The organism is Flavobacterium cutihirudinis (genome assembly GCF_003385895.1).
In the GTDB taxonomy this organism is placed as follows: Bacteria; Bacteroidota; Bacteroidia; order Flavobacteriales; family Flavobacteriaceae; genus Flavobacterium; species Flavobacterium cutihirudinis.
Window position 1 is genome coordinate 971,047 of sequence record NZ_QRDQ01000007.1, and the last position, 23,303, is coordinate 994,349.

The window sequence follows — 23,303 nt, forward strand, 5'->3', positions numbered from 1 at the left end:
AGTAATTATTGGTATTCAATAATGGCTTGCGAGACGCTACGTTTTCGATTCCTGAATGTTTTCAGTGATTGATCTTGCACATTCTAATTTTTCTCCAGTATTTGCTGGCGATCACATTATTTTCTAAACGTTAAAATTAATTACATTGTGTTAGATAGTATAATTAAATTCAGTATTAAAAACAAAATCATTATTGGTTTAATGACTTTGGTCCTAATAATATGGGGCGCCTGGAGCGCAACTAAACTGCCCATAGATGCCGTACCTGACATCACCAACAATCAGGTTCAGATTATAACAGCATGTCCAACTCTTGCCGGTCAGGAAGTGGAGCAGTTGGTTACCTTTCCAATTGAACAGAGCATTGCCACTGTTCCGAAAATCGAGGAAATCAGAAGTATTTCCCGCTTTGGGCTTTCGGTTATTACTGTGGTTTTTGACGATGAGACCGATATTTACTTTGCCAGACAGCTTATAAGCGAGAGGCTGAAAGAAGCGGTAGACAGAATACCGCAGGGAATCGGAACACCGGAAATGGCTCCTGTGAGCACGGGTCTAGGGGAGGTTTACCAATATATCATCCATCCTAAAAAAGGAAGCAAAAATAAATATAATGCCAAAGATCTGCGTACCATGCAAGATTGGATTGTGGCTAGACAATTATACGGAACCCCTGGAATTGCGGAGGTAAACAGCTTTGGAGGGGAGCTGAAGCAGTATGAGGTCGCGGTAAATCCCGATAGGCTCCGCGCAATGGGAGTAAGCATACCGGATATTTTTACGGCGCTGGAGAAAAACAACCAAAATACCGGCGGCGCATATATCGATAAAAAGCCAAATGCATATTTTATAAGGGGCATTGGTCTGGTAACTTCTCTTGACGATGTCAAAAAGATCGTGGTTAAAAATACTGGCGCAGCTCCTGTTTATGTAAGCGATGTAGCCGAAGTGAGATTTGGCAATGCAGTGAGATACGGTGCCTTGACATTCAATGGAGAAGTTGATGCAGTGGGCGGTGTCGTGATGATGCTTAAAGGAGAGAACAGCAACGAGGTTGTCAAACGCATTAAGGAAAAACTGCCAACTATCCAGAAATCGCTGCCTGACGATATTGTTATTGAGCCATACCTTGACCGTACAGACCTTGTGGGCCGTGCTATCAGCACCGTTGAAAAGAACCTTGTTGAAGGTGCATTGATCGTAATATTTGTACTGGTATTATTCTTAGGGAATTTCCGTGCAGGACTTATAGTTGCCTCTGCTATTCCTTTGGCTATGCTTTTTGCCCTTGGACTTATGAACGTTTTTGGGGTAAGTGCCAATCTAATGTCACTTGGAGCCATTGATTTCGGTTTAATTGTTGATGGAGCGGTAATTGTGGTTGAGGCTACGCTTCATCATCTGGCTATGCGCAAGTCGCTCAAAAATCTTACCCAGGATGAAATGGATGATGAAGTTTTCGAGTCTGCTTCTAAGATCCGTACCAGTGCTGCCTTTGGAGAAATTATCATTTTAATTGTATATATCCCGATCCTGACCCTTGTCGGCGTTGAAGGAAAAATGTTTCGCCCGATGGCGCAGACAGTGGGGTTTGCAATATTTGGAGCATTAATATTATCTCTTACCTATATCCCGATGATGTGTGCTTTGTTTTTATCTAAAAAGCCGCAGCACAAAGAAACATTCAGCGATAAGATGATGAATAGAATCCAGAGCGTATATCAGCCTCTTCTCCAGAAGGTGATTGACTTTAAATATGCTGTGGTGGGTGCTACCGTTTTAATTTTCTTTGCGGCTGTCTTTTTCTTCACAAGAATGGGAGGGGAATTTATTCCGCAGCTGCAGGAAGGGGATTTTGCGTTCCACTGCATCCTTCCGCAGGGAAGTTCGCTGAACCAGAGCATTGAGACTTCGATGCAGGCATCCAGAATAATCAAAAAGTTTGATGAGGTCAAGATGGTCGTTGGTAAAACAGGTGCGGCAGAAGTTCCAACTGATCCGATGCTTCCTGAGGCCAGTGATTTGATGGTGGTGCTGAAACCGCAGAAAGAATGGAAATCAGGAAGAACCTATGATGAACTTGCTGAAGCTATCAGTGAGGAGCTCGAAGTGATACCCGGCGTTTTTTTTGAAAAGAACCAGCCGATCCAGATGCGTTTCAATGAGCTTATGACCGGTATCAGACAGGACGTTGCCGTTAAGATATTTGGCGAGAACCTGGATACTCTTTCACAGTACGCCAAAGAAGTGGGTGCAGTGATCCAGAGCATTCCGGGGGCTACTTCGCCGCAGATTGAAAGAGTGAGCGGCCTTCCACAGATCAATATTGAATATGACAGGACCAGAATTGCCAACTACGGACTTACGATCGAAGATGTGAATGGCGTTGTCAGCACTGCATTTGCGGGAAAAAGCACAGGACAGGTATATGAAAACGAACGACGTTTTGACCTTGTTGTGCGTCTTGACAGCGTCCACAGAACCAGCATAGACGATGTGAGCAACCTGATGATCCCTACCAATACAGGAATACAGGTGCCTTTATCTCAGGTAGCTAAAATCGACTATAAATTAGGTCCGGCACAGATCAGCAGGGAAGCGGGCAAAAGAAGAATTGTAATTGGATTTAATGTGGCTGGCCGTGATGTACAGAGTGTGGTGCAGGACATCCAGAAAAAGCTGGCTGAAAAAGTGAAGCTTCCTCCAGGATATTATTTCACTTATGGTGGACAGTTCGAAAACCTGCAGGCGGCAAGTGCAAGACTTATGATTGCAGTGCCGGTTTCGCTTCTTTTGATCTTCGGGCTGCTTTATTTCACATTCCGTTCTTTCAAACAGGCTATGCTTATCTTTACCGCTATACCAATGAGCGCCATTGGGGGAATTTTTGCCCTTATGCTTAGAGGGATGCCTTTCAGCATCAGTGCCGGAATTGGATTCATTGCATTATTTGGAGTAGCGGTGCTGAATGGTATCGTGCTTATCGGAACTTTCAACCAGCTTGAAAAGGAAGATATGGATAACATTTTTGAGAGAGTCAAAGAGGGGACAATCACAAGGCTTCGCCCCGTTCTTATGACGGCAATGGTGGCATCACTGGGATTCCTGCCGATGGCGATGAGCAGCAGCGCAGGTGCGGAGGTTCAGAAACCGCTTGCAACAGTTGTAATCGGAGGTCTTGTTACAGCGACATTCCTTACATTGTTTGTGCTCCCATTACTCTATATAATCTTTAACACTAAATTTGATTTTAAAGAACGATTTAAAATGAGAAATGCAACAGCCGTACTTATACTGCTGCTTGCAGGTCTAGGATCTGCAAATGCGCAGCAGAGGATTCCAATTGACAAAGCTGTTGAAACCGCCTTACAAAGCAATCAGCAGCTGGATATTAATAAAACTGAAATCCAAGCAGCTGGACTGAATGTAAAAACTGCCGTTGACATGCCTAAAACAGGTATCTTTGCAGAGAATGAAGATTTAAGACCTTCAGATAAGACAGGGATTTTAAAAATAGGAATTTCTCAAAGTTTTGCATGGCCGGGTCTTTATGCCGCTAGAAAAAGCTATTTCAAGGATCAGTTGAAGTACACCCAGCTTAATACAGCTCTACTTAACGCAACGATCAAAAGAGATGTACGTACGGCATATTATAAACTTTGGTACCTTCAGGATAAACAGCTTTTATATCAGCGTCTGGACAGTATTTACACGCTCCTTTCAAAGACTGCAGAAGTGCGTTTAAAAGCCGGGGATGTCGCACAGCTGGATAAAATTGCGGCAGATGCAAAACTTCAGGAATTAAAAGCCTTTTCGGAACAGAACAAGAAAGACATGACCGTTCAGCAGCAACAGCTTATGATGCTTCTGAACCTGAATGAATGGCTGCTTCCTTTGGAAGCACCTCTTGGTAAAGCAGAGGTAAATTTTTCTGAAAGCAACGGTATGCATCCGTTGCTAACACTGCAGGAACAGAATGTAAAGATAGCATCTTCAAATGTTTCGATTATGAAAAACAGCAATATGCCGGAGCTTTCAGGAAGGGTTTTCAGCCAGAGGCTCTATGGGCTGGATGATCCTTATACAGGTTTTTCAGCAACTGCATCATTTCCTCTTTTCGGTGCCGTATCAGCGCATAACAAGGTAAAAGCGGCAAAAGCGGAGAAAGAAGTGCAGGAGAAAAATCTTGTATATCAGACTCAGCTTCTCCAGACCCAGAAGGCTTCTTCTGCAGCGGAAATTGAAAAGAACCTTTCGCTTCTGAATTTTTATGAGACCTCTGGACTTAAGCAGTCGGAAGATATTATAAAAGCTTCAACTCTAAGCTACCGCTCGGGTGAAATCAGTTTTGCGGAACTTGGACAATTTTTAAGCCAGGCTGTTGGGATCCGCCAGAACTATCTTGATGTTTTAAATCAATTTAACCTTTCAGCGGTGCAGTTTGATTATTTCAATAATAAATAAATAATGTAAAACCTGTGGGAGATACATAATCTCACAGGGTAATTTTAAAATAGAGTATAAATGAAAGTCAAAATTCAATTATTAATCGCGGTTGCGGCGATATTCTCACTTGTAAGCTGTGGGCAAAAAAGCAATGCAAGCGAAAACGGAGCCAAAACTGAACAGGCAGAAGGAGCAAAAGAAGAAGGACATGGTGAGGAAGAAGCTGCGGTAATTGCCGTATTAACCCAGGATCAGATTAAAGCTGTTGGGATAACACTGGGAACTATTGAGAGCAAAAATCTAACTGCTGCAATAAAAGCCAACGGGGCTTTGAGAGTTCCTAATAATAATAAAGCAAATGCTACATCATTATATGGTGGAGTAATTAAAACCCTAAAGGTACAGCTGGGAGACCATGTACGCAAAGGGCAGGTTATAGCAACTATTGAGAATCCGCAGTTTATCCAGCAGCAGGAAGAATACATTACAATCAACAGCAGAATTATCAACGCAGAGCAGGAACTGCAGCGCCAGCGAGATCTTCAGGCAGGAAATGCAGGAGCACTAAAAAACCTGCAAAATGCAACTGCAGAAGTAAATGCGCTTCGTGCACGCAAAGCGTCACTGCAGAAACAGATCCAGCTTATGGGAATCAATCCGGCGACTGTATCTGCGTCGAATTTAAGGTCGGCATTAACAGTTACAAGTCCGGTTACTGGTACAGTAAGTGCCGAATTTGCTAAAATTGGAAGCTACGTGGATGTTTCTTCTCCTGTTGTGGAGATTGTTGACAATCAGCTGATCCACTTAGACCTTCAGGTGTTTGAGAAAGATCTGCCTATGATAAAGGTAGGGCAGATCGTAAACTTTACACTGACTAACAATCCTACTGCTTCTTATACGGCAAAGGTTTTTAATATTGGTTCTTCTTTTGAAAATGAAAGCAAGACTGTGGCAGTTCACTGTACTGTTACAGGGAACAAAACAGGACTTATTGATGGAATGAATATTACAGCAATGGTTAGTGTTGGTACAGCTCTTACAACTGCAGTTCCAAATGATGCCATTGCAGAGGCAGACGGTAAATTCTACATCTTTGTTAAAACAGATAAAAAACCTGAAGAGCACGAAGAAGCAGAAGGCGGGGAAGGAGCCGAAGCTGGCGAAAAGCATAGCCCGGAAGAGGAAAAGAAAATTGCTGCAACAAGCATGAACTTCGAAAAAGTCGAGGTTAATAAGGGTGTTTCAGAGGTTGGATACACTGCGGTGACCCCTGTTAAGGAAATACCTGCAGGAACGCCAATTGTGACCAAGGGCACTTTTTTCGTCAATGCCAAACTAAGTAATTCGGGAGAGCACGAACACTAGAAATATCAAGAATTTATTGCAGGCTCCTGTTTGACATTGATTAACTATGAATGTAAAGAATTACCCCCTTACTTCTTTAATTCCTAGTTCTCGATTCAGGGCCTGCATCAATTTAAAGTACTTTTTATAATAGCAATACGTACGTATTTAATTGTTAAAAATTAAACCAATTAGCTGAGGTTAAAAATAAGCTTCGTAAATTTACTAGAGTAGGTGCCGAATGCAAATATTTCCGGTTTTCTTTTTAAAGTGAAAATTTATATGAAAAAAGTAACAGAAGCCGTCTTTGAAAGTAAAAAGATACGTCTCACAACGATGCGTATCCTAATCTATGAATATCTGGAAACCGTTACGGCTGCGCTATCTCTGGCAGAAATTGAGAAATTTTTTCATAAGGCAGATAAAGTAACAATTTACAGGACTCTTCAGACATTTCAGGAGAAAGGCTTGGTTCATAAAATCCTTGACGAAAATGTCGTTAAGTACAAACTTTGCGCGGACTCTTGCGGTGAAGATTACCACAATGACAGACACCTTCACTTTTACTGTAAAAAGTGCAATGAGACAACCTGCAGAGATGAAATTATTCTGCCCAAAAGCTTGGAAGAAAGTTTTCAAATTGATGAGGTGCAGATATTAGTAAAAGGAATATGTGAGAAATGCCTAAAATCAGTTTAGATAAAAGAATAATTAGGAGTAGAGAATTTAAAGAGAAATTGTTGAATTTTTATTACCAAATTAAATGTTGTTAGATAAAAAAATATCAGTTATATATTTTCTTAAACAGATTAAGTCTCAGATAATTCTCATTGTGGTATTTGCAGTGGCAATAGGCCTTCTGGATATGATGCCTGTATTCAAGGAGATAGCCCTCCCCCTTAGTATTCCTGCTTTGGTGGGAACTGTAGTTTCACTGCTGCTTGCCTTTAGGACAGCCCAATCCTATGAGAGATGGTGGGAAGCAAGAACGGTGTGGGGAGCGATAGTGAATGATTCCCGCACTTTGATCAGACAGGTAACGCAGTTCACTTCAAAAGATAATAAACAAATTGCAGATCAATTTACGGAAAGACAGATTATCTGGGTTTATGCCCTTGGTGAAGCGCTTCGCAGAAAGCCTTTTTCCCCAAAGGTTTTGACCTATCTTAATTTTCATAAGATAAATGGAGGCAATATTCCAAATGCACTTCTTGACAAACATTCCGATGATATTGCCCTTCTGGAACAGAAGGGAATCATTTCAGATTTTAAACAGGTGCAGTTAAATGAGACGCTTGCCAGATTATGTGACAGCATGGGTAAATGTGAGCGAATTAAAAACACCGTTTTTCCTAAATCTTACAGTCTTCTGGTACATACCCTGATATATGTTTTTGCTGCCATACTTCCTTTCGGGCTTGAAGATTCCCAACTGGCAGTAGAAGTCCTTATCACAATCCTGATTCCCCTGTTGTTCATTTCAATTGAGAAAACTGCAATTATCATGCAGGATCCATTTGAAAATACACCAGTCGACACGCCGATGACTTCACTTGCCCAGACCATTGAGATCAATCTTCTTGAAATGACAGGTGCGCAGGAAATTCCTGTAAAACCTAAGAATAATGAGTATTTCGAGATGTAAATTATTATTAATCTAAAATTAGCCTGCTATGGATATCGAGTTTGAACTGCTGCTTTCTGCCAAATTACTGCTTGCTGTTATTCTTGGGGGAATTATTGGTCTTGAAAGGGAACGCGAGCAACAGAATTCGGGAGTAAGAACCTTTGCCTGCATATGTGTCGCGTCGTGCCTTTTCGTCTCGATTTCGGCGCATTTGACCGCCGATAAATCGGCAATTGCCAGAATGCTGGCTGCAATTGCGACAGGACTTGGATTCATAGGTGCAGGACTAATTTTCAGGGATGATAAAAATCTGCCTAAAGGACTCACTACCGCATCTGGTCTGTGGACCACATCGGCAGTGGGAATGGCTATTGCACTTAACATGTTTGTCATTGCTGTGGCGGCGACCCTTATAATACTGCTTATTTTCACCATAAATCAGTTTCCATGGTACAGAAGATTAGTAGACAGATTGATTAAGAGTAAAAAGAGGACTAACTGAACCAATGTATTTCCTTTTATAGGTATCACAATCTTATGGACAACGATACCGTATTTTTTAACCTTATAAATTAAAATAACATGGAACACAAACATAAATATGATAAAGACGGAAAGCAAATCTGCTGTACTCAGACAGAGAAAGTGTATGTTAAGGCAGGTGCAAAGGAATTGCTGAAGGGCCATAGTGAAAATGACGGCCATAATCACGCGCACACTAAAGACGACGGACACAACCATGCCCATAGTGATGATGACGGACACGACCACAGCAATGTAGAAGGAGGTCCTTTCAAAATGTTCCTTCCTTCCATCATTTCGCTGGTTATGCTGCTTCTGGCGATTGCTTTTGACAACTGGATAAAACTGCCTTGGTTTTCGGGTGCGGTCAGGTTTGTATGGTATCTTGTTGCCTACCTTATTGTCGGTTTTCCGGTAATCAAGGATGCTTTTAAAAGTATCACAAAAGGCGAAGTATTCTCAGAATTCCTGCTTATGAGTATAGCTACAGTAGGAGCATTCATTATTAAAGAATACCCCGAAGGTGTCGCCGTTATGCTTTTTTATGCAGTAGGAGAGGTATTCCAGACACTTGCCGTTTCCAGAGCGCAGAGAAATATCAAAAGCCTTTTGGACCAGAGGCCTGATGAAGTGACTATACTTGTTGACGGAAAGCCTAAAACGGTAAAAGCGGAAGAAGCTGGCATTGGTGATATTATCCAATTAAAACCAGGTGAAAAATTAGGGCTTGACGGAGAACTGTTAACAGACGGTGCATCTTTTAATACTGCTGCACTTACCGGAGAGAGCAAGCCTGATACCAAATCAAAAGGAGAGACGGTTCTGGCAGGAATGATCAATTTAAATGTTGCGGCACAGGTAAAAGTCACTGCAGCTTATACAGAAAGCAAACTGAGCCGAATACTGGAGCTTGTTCAGAATGCGACAGCCCAAAAAGCGCCTACAGAGCTTTTTATAAGACGATTTGCAAAAGTTTATACGCCGATTGTTGTTTTTCTGGCTATAGGCATCTGTCTGCTGCCTTACTTCTTTGTAGACAATTATGACTTTAACAGCTGGCTTTACAGAGCCCTTGTATTTCTTGTTATTTCCTGTCCTTGTGCACTGGTGATTTCAATACCCCTTGGTTATTTTGGTGGAATCGGTGCAGCAAGCCGAAACGGCATATTATTCAAGGGAAGTAATTTCCTGGATGTAATGGCTTCGATCCAGAACGTGGTCATGGATAAAACAGGTACTATGACCGAGGGGGTCTTTAAGGTTCAGGAAACGGTTTTCAAACCGGAGTTTGATAAGGACGAAATTTTAAGAATGGTCAATGCTGTGGAGAGCCAGAGCTCTCATCCTGTTGCCACTGCAATCCATGAATTTGTTGGTGAAGTTGACAGTTCCATTAAGCTGGAAAGCACCGAAGAGATTGCAGGCCACGGACTGAAAGCTGTAATCAACGGCAAAGAACTGCTTGCAGGTAATTTCAAGCTTATGGATAAGTTCTCCATCAGTTATGATGTTGATCCCGCTTCTATAGTTTATACTACAATTGCAGTAAGCTACGACAAAAAATATGTCGGTTATATAACAATAGCCGATAGTATTAAGGAAGACTCACAGCTGACAATCGATCTTCTTCATAAGCTGAACATTAAAGCAACAATGCTGAGCGGTGATAAGGGCAGTGTCGTAAAATTTGTTGCTGATAAATTGGGAATCGACAATGCTTACGGAGACCTATTGCCTGAAGATAAGGTAAACAAAGTCAAGGAAATCAAGGCGCAGTATGGAACTGTAGCCTTTGTCGGCGACGGAGTGAATGATGCCCCTGTTGTTGCTTTGAGTGATGCCGGAATCGCGATGGGGGGACTTGGAAGTGATGCGACTATTGAAACGGCAGATGTTGTTATTCAGGATGATAAACCGTCCAAAATACCAATGGCAATAAATATTGGCAAGCAGACAAAGAAAATCGTCTGGCAGAATATTACACTTGCATTTGTTGTCAAAGGTATAGTCCTCATTCTGGGAGCCGGCGGACTTGCCACGATGTGGGAAGCGGTATTTGCCGATGTTGGTGTATCGCTTATTGCGATCTTAAACGCGGTACGCATTCAGAAAATGAAATTCTAAGAAAAGAAAGGCAAGAGTTTCTAAATTCTACATTTTAAAAATCCTAATTTTTTTGCTGCCGGCCAAATGAAATCCTTAACCGGATATTCAGTTGGTCAGGACAGCAAGGTCTAGGCTTGCCTAATTTCAATGGGTCTAATCTTTTAAAAAGCAACCTGCAGACGTAAAATGCTACATATTAAACAGACAGTTTTACCGGTAGCTGCCATTGCACGATAGCTAATGCTACAGGTTTAAAACTCTCATTTTGAATTTTACTGGAAATGAAAAAAAGGAATAAAAAATATTATCCAAATGTGCAGAAAACAGGAAGAATGCAGAAGGGAAAGCCTGTAAAAAAGAAAAATAAATTTTCCGTTGTAAATATTGGAAAGACTATTATTCTTGTAATTCTGGGACTTGCTATGGTTGTTGGAATTATCATCAGAGCCCGGCATTTTATTTTGTATCACCTGATGAGTAAGCCAGAGGAGAAAACTATCAAAACGATACCCGCCAAAGAGGGCAAACCCAATACTTTGAAAAAAAATGGAAGCGACTAAAATTAAAGCAGAAAAGGTTAAATAGTTAATTCCCGGCCGCAGTTTCTACAGGACTGTGACAATTTTTATTTTAGAATATCATTTACAAAACTGTCTGTTTTATTGACCTAAGACAAATTGAATATGAAAAGAAATGTAAATATTTCGGGTCTGGTTCTTCAAATTCTTCAGGATAACAGAGGAAGATTATTTAAGCTTGATGAGCTGGTCCAGATTATTTATCCCTCAGACGGAAAAGGGCAGGAGAAGGAAAATCAAGCAATTATCCTAGATATCCTTATATTTTTGGACGATCAGAAAATGCTTGTATTGGATTTTGAAACCGATGAAAGTTCAATACCTTTATAATTGTCCATTACACAAATACGGGAGGCAGGAATTGTATTTTCAATTCTGGCTGTTTGAGAAAAATATTTCCTAGATAACCTTCCCCGTAGGGAAGGAAAATCTGAAAAATCCAAACTAAATCTTTATACGAGCACATTGAGCGCTCCTGGAATTACTGAAATTTTGCAGAAATTGGTTTTAAGGTTATAGTGTTCCCCGTCTATCTGTGCATCGGTATAGATTTTCAGGGGCATTTCTATCCTTAGGTTCTGCACCTGATGGTGCTGGGCTTTTGCAAATCTACCGACAGTTCCCTGCAGGACATGAAATCCTAAAGCGATTTTCTCTGTAAAGGATAATTCCGGAATTAAAATCAGATCCAGTAATCCGTCCGTCAGCATTGCATTAGGTGTAAGACTCATACCGTATCCCATTTCATTTGAGTTGGAAATAAATATCATGAACGTTTTTAGGTTGATGATTTTATCATCAAATGAAATTACAGCCGGCTGCGTCCTGTACTCAAAACTGGAAAGAATCGCGGCCTTAATGTAAGAATAGAGTTTTCGGCCCGAAGAATGTTCATATTTCTTTATAATCATTGCATCAATGCCGATTCCGGTATTGCTGAAAAAGTAATTCTGATTGATCTTTCCTGCGTCAATGAGTATTTTGTTTCCGTTTTTAATAATTTCCAGAGATTTCTTAAGATCCCGAGGTATGTTCAGGTGCGAGGCCAGGCCATTTCCTGAGCCCACCGGTATGATTCCAAGTTTTATATTGGTTCCCAAAAGGCAGGAGGCTACTTCATTGATCGTACCGTCCCCTCCGCAGGCCACAATAATGTCCGGGTGCTTCGATGCTGCTTTTTTGGCAAGTTCAATAGCATGTTTCTTGTTTAAGGTATAGTCTGCCTTTATTTTATATTTTTCAGGCTCGAAGAACTGCTTGATGAAAAACTCGGAAAGATGATGTTTTCCTCCGCCTGAAACGGGATTGATTATGAAATGTATATAGATCATTATTACTTCAAAAGTTTGTTTGTAAATAGATAATCTGCCGACTGATACCATGCAATGGTCTCCTGTAGAAAAGATTTATCCATAGGAATTTTGACAAGGCTGTTGTCAGTTTTGTTCCAGTCATAGAAGGCCTGTTTTTTCTGATCGGAAAGAATCATTACTTTTTCTTTTTTCATCAGCGCCAGCTTGCGGTATGTTCCCAAAAACGCGCGCTGTTCAAAGTCTGAAGCAAGGACGTCCTTTCCAAAGAAATCAGATTCGTAATGCCAGTTGAATAATGAAAACACCGTCGGCCAGAGGTCGATCTGAGAACATTGTTTCTGAATTTTTTGATTGTGCTTTTCAGGCATATTGACAATAAATGCGGGAATATGATAGTTGGCGACATCTATTTCGTCTTTACCGGCACTGCTTGCGCAATGATCTGCGATGATTATAAAAACGGTGTTTTTGTACCAAGGCTTGGTACGTGCCTTGTCAAAAAGCTGCTTCAATGCGTAATCGGTATATTTTACGGCCCCTTCGCGGCTTGTGCCTGAGGGAATGTCGATTTTTCCTGACGGATAGGTAAAAGGCCTGTGATTGGAGGTGGTCATGACAAAATTGAAGAAAGGTTTCCCATCCTTATACTGCTTGTCGGCAACGGTGATCATTTTATTGAAAATATCTTCATCGCAGATTCCCCATGCATTTTCAAACGTTACTTCCTTATCGGGAATATTGTTACGGACTGTTTTGATCTTATCGCTGAGAACGCTTCCGCGCCCCCTGTCATATATCGTGAATCCATTGCCCCCGAAATATGAATTCATATTATCAAAATACCCGTCCCCGCCATAAAAAAAGTTGCAGTCATAAGACTTTGATTTAAAAACATTACTGACTGTATACAGGTTCTGGTTATCTGGTCTTTTTACTATTGACTGTCCCGGTGTTGGGGGAATGCACAGCGTAACAGCTTCCATTCCTCTTACGGTTCTGGTTCCTGTGGCATATAAATCATTAAAGAAGATGCTTTTCTGAGCCAGACTGTCCAAAAAGGGAGTTATGTTTTCTTTATTTCCAAACTCCTTGAGGAAGCTTCCGCTGAAACTCTCCATCAGGACAAAGACAACATTTTTACGCTGCAGTGCAGACTGGCTGTCCCTGATGCTTCTGTGAATAGAGTAGCCCGTAGTAGTGAAAGTTGTAGTCGAATCTTTTAATTTATTTTTGACTATCCCAAAGGCATTGTCATTGTCAATCGAGGTATAGAAATCAGGGTATTTCATCTGATTATTTCTAAATGCCGCAAAAAAGGAGTAGATGCCTGATTTGGATATTTCCGAATTATATCTGTTGGAAGACCATTCCGCATGGTTGTTTGAAATAAAAGAAGTAAAAAACAAGGCAGCCGCCAGGGATATTCCCAGTACTGCCAGCCTAAGCCTTATATCAGAAGTAGATGAGAAAGTCTGCTTGAAGGCACCGCTTCTAAAAAATAAGTACAATACCATCAGCGAGAAAAAAAGTACCCCTGTAATAAGTGCGGGAAGAGGGTAGGACTGCTGGATATTGGCAACTACCTCATGGGTGTATATGAGATAATCGACAGCAATAAAATTAAAACGTGTCTTGAACTCATCCCAGAATGTCAGCTCGGCAAAAAAGGTAAATACCAAGATGAATATATTTAAGGATGTAAAAAAAGTAATTACTATTCGATCAGCAATAGAACCGGCCCATTTATCAGGCATAAATGTATAAAAAAGTATTCCAGGCAGTGATATGAAAATAATGGTGCCGGTATCAAAAAATAGACCTGTTAAAAGTGTTCTCAGCACATCTGTAATATTCCATGAAACTTGATCATACTGCCAGATAAAAAAAACAATTCTCAAGATTTGTGAAACGATTAAAAACCAGATCATAAAATGAACCAGCAGTGCGTACCTGCCGGTTCTCAAAGACAATTTACTCATAAACTTATTAATAACGCAACAAAGTTTACAACCCAATTTTGTAGTAATCCTGAATTTTGGTTTTTATTAAGAAATTCTGTAATTATTTGTAATAAAATTCATCTTTTTTGATGTAGTCCGGATATATGTTTTATCCTGTCTATGGATATGAAACTGATTTTCAGAAATGAATGCTGAATGAATGAAAATTATTGTAAAAGGAATAATTGACTTTCCAGCCGTTAAGTTCAGTAATCTTTTTTATGATCGAAAGTCCAAGTCCGTTTCCATTCGAAGAGGATCCGCTGTTAAAAAAACGATTAAAAAGTTTGTCGATAGGAAGTGGCTTATCGTCTCCTGTATTCAATACCTGCAGTTCGTTTTCCATTATCCTTATGATGATGTTGCCTTCACTGCGATTATGTCTTATGGCATTAAGCAGAAGGTTGTTAATTAAAATTTCAGTAAGGATAAGATTTCCGCTAATCTGCAGCTTTTCAGGAGCCTGAACATTTATTGCTATATTTTTAAGTTCAGCCTGTTCGGTAAAAAAATTAAGGTGTTTTTCAATATGATTGTTAATCGATATTGTATTTTTTTCCAGATAAATTTCGTGTTCAATTTTGGAGAGAAGCAGTAGGTTTTTGTTCAATCGGTTTAACTTGACCACATCCCTGCTTAATGATCCCAAAACCTGTGTTTGTTCCTTGTTGAGTTTCATCTGAAACAAAACATCGATTTTGTTCTGAAACAAAGCAAGTGGTGTCTGGAGTTCATGCGCAGCATTCTCAACAAATTCACGCTGGCTCTTATAAATAGCCGTATTCTTCTCAATGAGTGCCTCCAAGCTTTTATTTAGGCGGTCAAACTCATCGATGTCAGTTTCCACAAAATGCGGAGGTTTGTTTTTATCGATTTCAAATTCATGAATCTGATCCAGTGTGTTATAGAAGGGCCTCCAGCGTTTGGATGCCGTCTTCTTTGAAAGCCATACAATGCCAATAAAAAGTATTATAATTATGAAAGTAAACATGCCGGCAATACTGTACACAAGACGTTCCATTTCCAGAAGATGTATTTTTTCTGTGTATGTGTATTTCCTGCCTGCAATTTCTACAGGCGCGTAAATAATTCGGAACGGTTCTTTTTCTTCTGCAATCGGGTCCTCGATTGTTGTCCCTACAATAGAGTCCTTAGTAAGTCCCATGTCCGGCAGAATGGTAAAGTGCAGATTGAATCTGTTCCAGGTTTTGATATCGTCGGATGTGAAGTTCTTACTGCTCTGGTTAACAAAGGCATTTTTGTGCTGCTGGAGCACTTCTTCTGTTTCATAAATATACAGCCACTGGCTTACATAATAGAAAATGGGCGCACATATGAAAAGGATAACGGCTGCCAAGGCAAGGAAATCGCGTGTTGTTTTATGCAGTAATTTATTTTTGTTCATTTTTCCCATTTATATCCTTCACCGTAGATTGTTTTAATGTAGTCTCCAGATCCGGCTTTAGCCAATTTCTTTTTTAGATTCTTGATATGCGCGTATATAAAATCGTGGCTGTCCAGCATATCGGCCATATCTCCTGAAAGATGTTCTGCGATCGCCGCCTTGGAGAGTACTTTATCGGTATTACCTATTAGAAACAAAAGCAAGTTGAGTTCTTTTCTGGTGAGATCGAGTTTTTTACCTTTTACCACTACAGTTTTGGTAAAAACCTCAATTACAATCTCATTGAAAACAATAGAGTTGCTTCCTTTAAAATTTCTTCGTCTTACAAGTGCCTGCATTCGGACAAGCAGTTCAGCTAGATGGAAAGGTTTGGTAAGGTAATCGTCAGCACCAAGGCTGAAGCCTTCGATACGTGTTTCCAGATTTTCTTTCGCTGAGATTATAATAACACCATCAGTTTTATCTTTTTTTCGAAGTTCTTTTAGAATATCAAAACCATTGCCGTCAGGAAGTGTCAAGTCCAGAAGAATACAATCATAATCATAATTGTCAATTTTGTAAGCGGCCTCGATGTAATTATGTACAGTTTCACACTGGACTCCATTTTCCTTGAAATAACTTTTTATGCTTTCAGCAATCTGTTGCTCATCCTCGATAATTAAAATTTTCATGCTGGAAATTAAATTAACTTAATGACTTATGCGTCTATAAATTTAAGAAATTAAGCCCAGAGATTCTGTGTAAAAACTAAATTTAAAAAATTGGCACGTCATTTTTTATTAACTTGTAAAATTACAATTCGATTTTGAATTAATTCTGAATTTTCAAAATGTATTATTTCTGTGGACTATAGTATCGAATCAGTTTATATAAATTATGCTTTACCACTGGAAAATTTAAAATTGTTAAGTCCCCAGAATGATAGAATTGAAGAAAAATAAAAGATTAACCTATACTAAAGTCATGCGAAGGATTGTTTTTTGAGTTGTCTCTGTTTTGATCAAAAGGAAATTGGCTTTTAGAAAGATTTAGTTAAAAAGATTACTGTTTAACCAGATTCACTTTAGCAGCATTTTTTGTTCTGTTGGATTGGTGGACACGGCACACTTCCAAAACTACAATAAACACAGCAGTCTCCTTGATTTGGCTTAAGAGTTTGTTTGCAGTTTTCACATTCGTAGAAAAATTGGCATGCATCTGTCGGCATTGTTTCTTCTTTGCTGTGGGAGCAAAGAGGGCAGGTTATTATAGATTGTAGAACGATTTTCATTTTATTTTTTGTTAGTTACTGTATAGCCTGTTGAATTAATTGCTTTTTCAATTTCGGCAATTGTGATTTTGGAATTATCAAATTCTACAACAGCATTACCATTGGTATAATTTGCATCTGAATTTATTATTCCTTCTAATTTGTTTACTTCATGATTCACATGTTTTTCACAGCTGGCACAAGTCATTCCGCTGATTCTAAACTCAGCTTTTTGAGTGCTGGTTTCTTTCGCGACCAAGATTTTCTTTTCTGTATTTGGATAAAAAATGTTTGAGTAGTATGGAAACGAAAGCATAAGGAATGTAAATACTGTAATAATTCCTAGAAACATTTTTGAATTAACGAATTTCGGCTTTTCTTCTAAATCGCAGTTACAGTCTATCGGCTTTTTAGTTTTCAGCTTTTGATACCAAGCAAAACCAATAATTAAAACCGTCAGGCCGATGAAATAAGGCCTCATTGGTTCAAGCCATGAAAAAGCAGAAGCAATCCCGCTTGTTCCGGCAACTAATGCTAATATGGGCGTAATGCAGCACAATGAAGCAGCTACTGCTGTGAAAAATCCAGCTCCGATCATTTTATTCTCTGTTTTCATATTTTCTCTAAAATTTCGAAGAAAGGTCTTAGCATTTTTTCATACTCCTTTGTTAATGAATAGAAAATGGTCTGCGCTTCCCGTTTAGTTTCAATAAGTTTTCTGTCTTTTAGTTTCCGTAAGTGCTGTGAAATTGCAGAAATACTCATGTCAAGAATATCACTTATGTCACAAACACAGAGCTGTTTTTCTTCATAAAGCAAAAAAAGAATTCTTAATCTCACATTGTTGCCAGCCAATTCAAGCCCACTTGATAAATAGTCAAATGAGGCATTGAGTTCTGATACTCTGTCTTTACAGCGGATTATTTGTTTTATATCTGCCTGTTGCCGTATACAAGTTATATCTTCCATAATGCAAATTTATACTTTTTGCTTATTTAAGCAAATGCTAAAATACAAAACATTTGAATTAAATTTATGAATATTCCTGCGCATAAAAAAAGGCAACTTTTTGAGTTGTCTTTTAAGCATTAGGGTGAAAAAAAACTTTTTGCAATCCTTCAGAGCACAAGTTCCAGAATCGTCATGACAGCAATGCGTTGAACATTTCTCATATTTCTACTAAGCAGCTTTTGCAGATACCTGCTTTGTAAAATGCTTCTTTCTGAACCAGAATGCAAGATTTACCAGTGCAATAAGAGCAGGCACTTCTACCAGAGGACCTATAACACCTGCGAAAGCCTGGCCGCTGTTTATTCCAAACACTCCGATTGCCACAGCAATGGCAAGTTCAAAATTATTCCCAGTTGCTGTAAATGCTATAGATGTTGCTTTTGAATAGTCTGCCCCAAAATATTTACCAGTGAAAAAGCTGATGACAAACATCAAAGTAAAATAAATCACAAGCGGTATTGCAATACGCACAACATCCATAGGGATCTGAACAATAAGTTCCCCTTTCAGGCTGAACATTACAATGATCGTAAAGAGAAGTGAAATAAGAGTAATCGGCGAGATAAAAGGCACATACTTAGTTTCGAACCATTCAGAACCTTTTAAAGCTATCAAAGTGTAACGGCTTATGATTCCCAATGCAAAAGGAATACCTAGATAGATACCGACACTCTCAGCAATCTGTGCTATGCTGATGTTCACCTCAAAACCATCATATCCAAAATAGGGAGGGAGAATGGTTATAAAAATATAAGCGTACACACTGTAAAGCAGCACCTGAAAAATACTGTTAAGGGCAATAAGTCCTGCTGCATATTCACGGTTTCCGTCTGCCAGATCGTTCCATACCACAACCATTGCGATACAGCGTGCCAGACCGATCAGGATCACCCCGATCATGTATTCAGGATATCCGCTTAAAAACAGGAGCGCCAATAAAAACATCAAAACAGGGCCTACAATCCAGTTCAGAAATAAAGAGGCACCTAAGACTTTTGTGTTTTTGAAAACCTGTCCCATCTGCTCGTATTTTACTTTTGCCAGAGGCGGGTACATCATCAGGATAAGTCCTATTGCCAATGGAATGTTTGTTGTTCCGCTGGAGAAAGAATTGATGAAATCTCCGCTGGAAGGAATAAAGTATCCTATTGCCACACCTATAGCCATAGAAAGGAAAATCCAAAGGGTCAAGAAGCGGTCAAGGAAGCCTAGTTTTTTGCGTCCGACGGCTGGTGCACAGTTATTTGCTGACATTTTATTTTTTTATTTGTGAGAATACGTAAAACATTTCAGTTCCTATCTGCAGGCTTCGCTCCAGATAAGTTTCCTTCTGCTGGGGCGTTCCGTCGGAAATTTTTGGATCTACAAAAGTAATTGGGATCCTTTTCTCTGCGCCAGCTATAAACGGGCATCCGCCGTCAGCCTGCGAGCAGGTCATTATTGCGGCGAATCCGCTTTCAGGATTGAAATCATCATCATAGGTTTTAGAAAAACCTATAACGGGAAGTTCATCAGCTGAATATTTTATTGAATAAACAGGGTTTGATCCCTTTGAAAGCGTTTTGATATTGAATCCTGAATCCTTCAAAGTCTCCGCTGCCATCGGGAAAAGGGCAGTAGCCTCGGTTCCTCCTGAATAGCATGAAACGTTTCTGATGCCGTAATAGGCAGCGGCAGTCTGCGCCCAAACCTGCGATAAGTGGCTTCTTCTGGAATTGTGCGTGCAGATTAGGTTCAGTCTGGTTTCCAGCTTACTGTCCACTTTGGTCTGAATGAAGTCGATTAATGGCTGCAGGACTGCTTTGCGCTCTTCTGAAATCTGCTTAAAATCAAATGATTTAACTGTATTCTCAATTTGTGGATATAACATAGTTTTTGGCTAATAGTTTATGGTTAATGATTAGCAGCATCCTCCGCCTGGAGTGCATGAAGAACCGCTATCAGAATTTAACTGAGATAATTTTACTTTAGGCTTGTCTGAAGGAATACCGCACTGCTCCTGAGCAAGGCAGGCTGTCTGCTTGTTAAGCAGAGTGAAATTTTTACCGTTAAAATCCAAATCGTATTTGCCGATAGTGGTGTTCTGGTATTCCACTTCAATTTCATTGTCTTCAATTCCCAATACTTTTTCTGAAAGCTCAATGATGTGGATCAGCTTCTGAGGCTTAAGCCTGTGCTCGTAGTCGTTGGCATCCCAAAGCTGGAAGTTTACAACAGTCTCTTTTCTTACTGTTCCTCCGCAGTCGATGAAGTTTTTGGTAACAAGACCCACTTCTGTTACGTGGAAATATTCCGGTACAAATGTTCCGTCCGGCAGTTCAAAATTTACAGCTTCTACTGTTTTAAGCACTTCTTTAATTTCTGAAAGTTTCATAATTTCTTATATTTAGTTATACTATATTTTTATTAAATAATAAGGGAGCTTCTTCTTTCAAGAAGCGCAGTATCTCTCCAGGTACCATTTTGTTTTCCGATTTTCTCCCTTGTTCCAAGTATCCTGAAACCTGCTTTTTCATGAATGCGGAGACTTGCCGTGTTCTCAGGAAAGATCCCTGCCTGAAGCGTCCAGATTCCTTCTGCTTCGCTTTGTCTGACAAGTTCATTTAAAAGGGTTAGCCCGATTCCTTTTCCTGAATGTGCGGGATCCACATATACGCTTACTTCTGCTACCCCTGCATAAACGCAGCGGGAAGAAACAGGGGTAAGGGCAGCCCAGCCAATCACCTTGCCATCTTCCTGCATTGTAATTCTGCAGGATGCCAGATGTGAATTGTCCCAGTCTTCCCATGAAGGGGCGCTGGTCTGGAAAGTGGCATTGCCGGTATCTATCCCTTTTTGGTAAATTATTTTTACCTGATCCCAATCTTTGGCCGAAAGTTTTCTGATTTCCATATCCTTTTAAATTAACAGCATTCGCTTTTCTTTTTGGCAAGATGATCTGATATGTGCTGAAAGAAACCTTTTATTTTTTCAAGTCCAGGTTCATTGATGCAGTAGCAGATAGAATTTCCTTCGATGCTCCCTTTAATCAAGCCTGCATTTTTCAATTCTTTCAAATGCTGTGAAACCGTCGGCTGTGAAAGGGGAAGTTCATTTACAATATCCCCGCAGATGCAGGCATCTACTTTTAATAAATATTCCATAATTGCAATACGCGCAGGATGGCCTAGTGCTTTGGCTAAAACAGCCAGCTCGTTCTGGCTTTCTGTAAAGTGATCTGTTTTTGTTGCTCCCATCGTTTTATATTTATATTGCAATATTACGATATAAAATTTAATTATCATGCAGTTGAATAAGAAAATTTTCTAAAAGTGCGTTTGTGTGTTTTGCAACATATTGTATATCATATATATATGAAATAAAAAAGACCTTGGAATACCACTCCAAGGTCTCTGAAAATATGGCAATCTTTAGGCGTAATTCCGTAGTCCGAAAAATTGACTGCCACTGTATTTCGCTTTAAATTTTTATCTTTATTCCTGCATTCACAACAAATCCGTCCAGAGGAGCATAGATATCTTTGAAAACAGGATTTGAAATAGGACCTGTATATATGCTTCCAAATTTAGTTTGCCGGGTATCAGTAAAATTTTCAAAATTGGCATAAAGGGAAAAATTTTCCCAAAGCCTTTCTGCCATAAAGCCAAAAATCCAGTAAGCTGTTCCGGTCGTGCCATCACTTAATTTTTGATTGCTGTAATAGTAAGCTTCTAAACCAACTTTCCATTTATCTTCAACTTCATACATTAAAACATTATTTAATCTGTGTTTTGCGGTAAGAGGATTTTCGGATTTTACTCCATTTGCATTTATAGAAGCATCAGTGAAGGTATACCCCAGAAATAATTTAAAATCTTTATATCCTAATTTCACATTTGTTTCAGTTCCTTTAGTATCCAAATATCCATTAACATTTGCAAACTGATAAAGGTCATCAGGAAGAGAATTTAATATAAGAGGATTATCAACATTCGTGTAGAAAAATAACTGATTCCATGATAAGGAAAGGTCATTGGTAATTTTAGTTTTATAGTTTATATCAAAGTTAACACCGTAGCTTTTTTCAAGTTTATTGAAATCGCTGTTAATAGGCAATACATTTCGATATTGGATGCGTTCGCTTTCTTCTGTAAAAATCGTTGGTGTTTTGTAGCCTAGGCCTCCTCCAATTCTGGATGTAAGCTTAGAATTGAATTTAAATAATGCCGAAATTCTCGGAAGGAGAGAATATCCGTAATCAATTACATAATCACTTCTGAGGCCTGTTTCAATTTCCAGCCATTCTTTTGCTTTTATGGTGTTCTGAAGGAAAGCCCCATATGTTATCTGATTATAATTTCTTAACGGAAAAGCGGTTGGACTGTTTTCAGTAAAGCTGTCCGTATATAAATTTACACCAGCAGCCCATTGAGCAATTTTGCCGTTTTTAGAATAACTGATTTCAGAAAAGGTACTATTCTGCAGACCATCAAATACATAATCAGGAATGGTGATGACACGGCTGAAATTATTAAAACTGTTTTTAATTGTAACCGATTCCTGCTCATTAAATTTATGTGTCAGGGAAAATTGCGTGCTTATTCTCTGTGTTTTATTCTTTTCGAAATAACTGTCAGGATATTTACTTTGATCTTTGATGTACTCAATATTTCCGCCTAAACGGTTTTCAAAAACGGTATTGATGCCGAAATTAAGTTTGGTATTTTCATTAAAATTGACAAAAAGTTTAGGGTTAAAATTAAAACGCTCAAATTTAGGAATAGCTGTAAGCTGTATATGAGCGGGATCATAAGGAGCGTTGCGATCGTGGGAAGCAAAGACAGTTAATCCAATTTTATCAAACTGCTGAGAATAAAATCCATTTATATCCAGTCCAAGAGCTGAAGTTCCATTAATTAAAAATCGCAGCTCCCTTTCTTCGGTCGGGGTTTTAGAAACAAGATTTACTAAACCAGCGATTGCTCCTCCACCGTAAAGAGTAGAGGCGGAACCTTTGATTATTTCAACCTGCTTTAAATCTAATGGAGGAGTCTGCAGTAACCCAAGTCCGCTTGACGCGCCAGAGTATAAAGGAAAACCGTCTTTTAGAATCTGGGTATATCTTCCGTCTAAGCCTTGAATCCTGATGGAAGAATTTCCTGAAGTTGCAGAAGTCTGCTGGGTCTGAATTCCGGTACTTTCATTAAGCATCATACGAATGTCTCCGGGTTTCATATTGGCTTTTTCTTCCAGCTCTTCTCCGGCAATGAATTCAACTCTGGTTGGAATATTGCTGATGGTTCTGGTACCTCTTGTTGAAGTAACAATAATTTCTTCCATTTCTTCAGCCTCTTCTTCCTCGCTCTGCAATTTTATTTCTATAAGACTGACAGTTGAAGGTACTTTAAAAAGCGTTTTATTTGGGGCAAATCCTTCTATTGAAATGGATAATGTGTAATCTCCATCTTTTAAATTTTCAATAATGATGTTGCCATCATTACCAGATGAGATAACGGAATTGGTTTCTTCAATTTTTGCTGAAGCACCTTTTACAGCTTCATTATTATCAGCATTCTTTATATGAAAAGTAATTTTATTCTGTGCCTGCGCAGTGCCAATAGATGTTATTGCCACAATCAGTAAAATATATTTGAGCATTTAGATTTTTCTTAATGGTTAATAGACATAATAGCCTTACATGATTAAAGAATCATGCAAAA

21 protein-coding genes are annotated in these 23,303 nt (G+C 39.3%); 8 read left to right on the top strand and 13 right to left on the bottom strand.

What is annotated here, in order from left to right; genetic code table 11:
• Positions 1-147: 147 nt before the first annotated feature.
• From BD847_RS04235 to BD847_RS04270, 8 genes are all read left to right on the top strand, one after another.
• Positions 148-4,464 carry a CusA/CzcA family heavy metal efflux RND transporter gene (locus BD847_RS04235; RefSeq protein ID WP_115887014.1) on the top strand — a complete coding sequence of 1,439 codons (4,317 nt, stop codon included), beginning with the start codon at positions 148-150 and terminating at the stop codon, positions 4,462-4,464.
• A gap of 60 nt (positions 4,465-4,524) precedes the next feature.
• Positions 4,525-5,814 (top strand): efflux RND transporter periplasmic adaptor subunit, encoded by a 1,290-nt coding sequence (locus BD847_RS04240; protein ID WP_115887015.1) that lies wholly within the window; start codon positions 4,525-4,527, stop codon positions 5,812-5,814.
• 261 nt (positions 5,815-6,075) lie between these two features.
• Positions 6,076-6,492, top strand: a complete 417-nt coding sequence (locus BD847_RS04245) for a Fur family transcriptional regulator (protein ID WP_115887016.1) — start codon at positions 6,076-6,078, stop codon at positions 6,490-6,492.
• 64 nt (positions 6,493-6,556) lie between these two features.
• Complete coding sequence (locus BD847_RS04250; protein ID WP_115887017.1) at positions 6,557-7,438, top strand: bestrophin family protein; 882 nt, start codon at positions 6,557-6,559, stop codon at positions 7,436-7,438.
• 28 nt (positions 7,439-7,466) lie between these two features.
• Complete coding sequence (locus BD847_RS04255; protein ID WP_115887018.1) at positions 7,467-7,922, top strand: MgtC/SapB family protein; 456 nt, start codon at positions 7,467-7,469, stop codon at positions 7,920-7,922.
• 80 nt (positions 7,923-8,002) lie between these two features.
• Positions 8,003-10,066, top strand: a complete 2,064-nt coding sequence (locus BD847_RS04260) for a heavy metal translocating P-type ATPase (RefSeq protein ID WP_115887019.1) — start codon at positions 8,003-8,005, stop codon at positions 10,064-10,066.
• Between the two features lie 263 nt (positions 10,067-10,329).
• A complete protein-coding gene (locus BD847_RS04265; RefSeq protein ID WP_115887020.1) occupies positions 10,330-10,608 on the top strand; it encodes a hypothetical protein in 279 nt (92 codons plus the stop codon).
• A 123-nt stretch (positions 10,609-10,731) separates the two neighbouring features.
• Positions 10,732-10,956 (top strand): hypothetical protein, encoded by a 225-nt coding sequence (locus BD847_RS04270; RefSeq protein WP_115887021.1) that lies wholly within the window; start codon positions 10,732-10,734, stop codon positions 10,954-10,956.
• A 122-nt stretch (positions 10,957-11,078) separates the two neighbouring features.
• Here the strand turns inward: BD847_RS04270 and BD847_RS04275 are convergent, their stop codons facing one another.
• The 13 genes from BD847_RS04275 to BD847_RS04335 form a co-directional block, all read right to left on the bottom strand.
• Positions 11,079-12,008 (bottom strand): diacylglycerol/lipid kinase family protein, encoded by a 930-nt coding sequence (locus BD847_RS04275; RefSeq protein ID WP_115887022.1) that lies wholly within the window; start codon positions 12,006-12,008, stop codon positions 11,079-11,081.
• On the bottom strand, positions 11,960-13,918 hold the full coding sequence (locus BD847_RS04280; protein WP_115887023.1) for an LTA synthase family protein: 1,959 nt from the start codon (positions 13,916-13,918) through the stop codon (positions 11,960-11,962). Before BD847_RS04280 ends, BD847_RS04275 begins: the two co-directional genes overlap by 49 nt.
• Positions 13,919-14,078: 160 nt before the next feature.
• Entirely contained in the window at positions 14,079-15,344 is a 1,266-nt protein-coding gene (locus BD847_RS04285) for a sensor histidine kinase (RefSeq protein ID WP_223678184.1), read from the bottom strand.
• The gene (locus tag BD847_RS04290) at positions 15,341-16,015 is read right to left on the bottom strand and encodes a response regulator transcription factor (RefSeq protein WP_115887025.1); all 675 of its coding nucleotides are present in this window, start codon (positions 16,013-16,015) and stop codon (positions 15,341-15,343) included. The genes BD847_RS04285 and BD847_RS04290 overlap by 4 nt, the downstream gene beginning before the upstream one ends.
• Before the next feature lie 392 nt (positions 16,016-16,407).
• Positions 16,408-16,614: a GDCCVxC domain-containing (seleno)protein gene (locus BD847_RS20935; protein ID WP_115887026.1), complete on the bottom strand. Its 207-nt coding sequence runs from the start codon at positions 16,612-16,614 to the stop codon at positions 16,408-16,410.
• 1 nt (position 16,615) lies between these two features.
• Positions 16,616-17,209 carry a mercuric transport protein MerTP gene (gene merTP, locus BD847_RS04300; protein WP_115887027.1) on the bottom strand — a complete coding sequence of 198 codons (594 nt, stop codon included), beginning with the start codon at positions 17,207-17,209 and terminating at the stop codon, positions 16,616-16,618.
• On the bottom strand, positions 17,206-17,562 hold the full coding sequence (locus tag BD847_RS04305; protein ID WP_115887028.1) for an ArsR/SmtB family transcription factor: 357 nt from the start codon (positions 17,560-17,562) through the stop codon (positions 17,206-17,208). Before BD847_RS04305 ends, merTP begins: the two co-directional genes overlap by 4 nt.
• A gap of 210 nt (positions 17,563-17,772) precedes the next feature.
• Complete coding sequence (gene arsB, locus BD847_RS04310) at positions 17,773-18,858, bottom strand: ACR3 family arsenite efflux transporter (protein ID WP_115887029.1); 1,086 nt, start codon at positions 18,856-18,858, stop codon at positions 17,773-17,775.
• A 1-nt stretch (position 18,859) separates the two neighbouring features.
• Positions 18,860-19,474 (bottom strand): arsenate-mycothiol transferase ArsC, encoded by a 615-nt coding sequence (locus tag BD847_RS04315; RefSeq protein WP_115887030.1) that lies wholly within the window; start codon positions 19,472-19,474, stop codon positions 18,860-18,862.
• A 30-nt stretch (positions 19,475-19,504) separates the two neighbouring features.
• Positions 19,505-19,978, bottom strand: coding sequence for a DUF6428 family protein (locus BD847_RS04320; RefSeq protein ID WP_115887031.1), 474 nt, complete (start codon positions 19,976-19,978; stop codon positions 19,505-19,507).
• A 32-nt stretch (positions 19,979-20,010) separates the two neighbouring features.
• The gene (locus BD847_RS04325; RefSeq protein WP_115887032.1) at positions 20,011-20,496 is read right to left on the bottom strand and encodes a GNAT family N-acetyltransferase; all 486 of its coding nucleotides are present in this window, start codon (positions 20,494-20,496) and stop codon (positions 20,011-20,013) included.
• Between the two features lie 11 nt (positions 20,497-20,507).
• Positions 20,508-20,840 (bottom strand): ArsR/SmtB family transcription factor, encoded by a 333-nt coding sequence (locus tag BD847_RS04330; protein ID WP_115887033.1) that lies wholly within the window; start codon positions 20,838-20,840, stop codon positions 20,508-20,510.
• Positions 20,841-21,063: 223 nt separating this feature from the next.
• Positions 21,064-23,241, bottom strand: coding sequence for a TonB-dependent receptor (locus BD847_RS04335; protein ID WP_115887034.1), 2,178 nt, complete (start codon positions 23,239-23,241; stop codon positions 21,064-21,066).
• Positions 23,242-23,303: the final 62 nt, after the last annotated feature.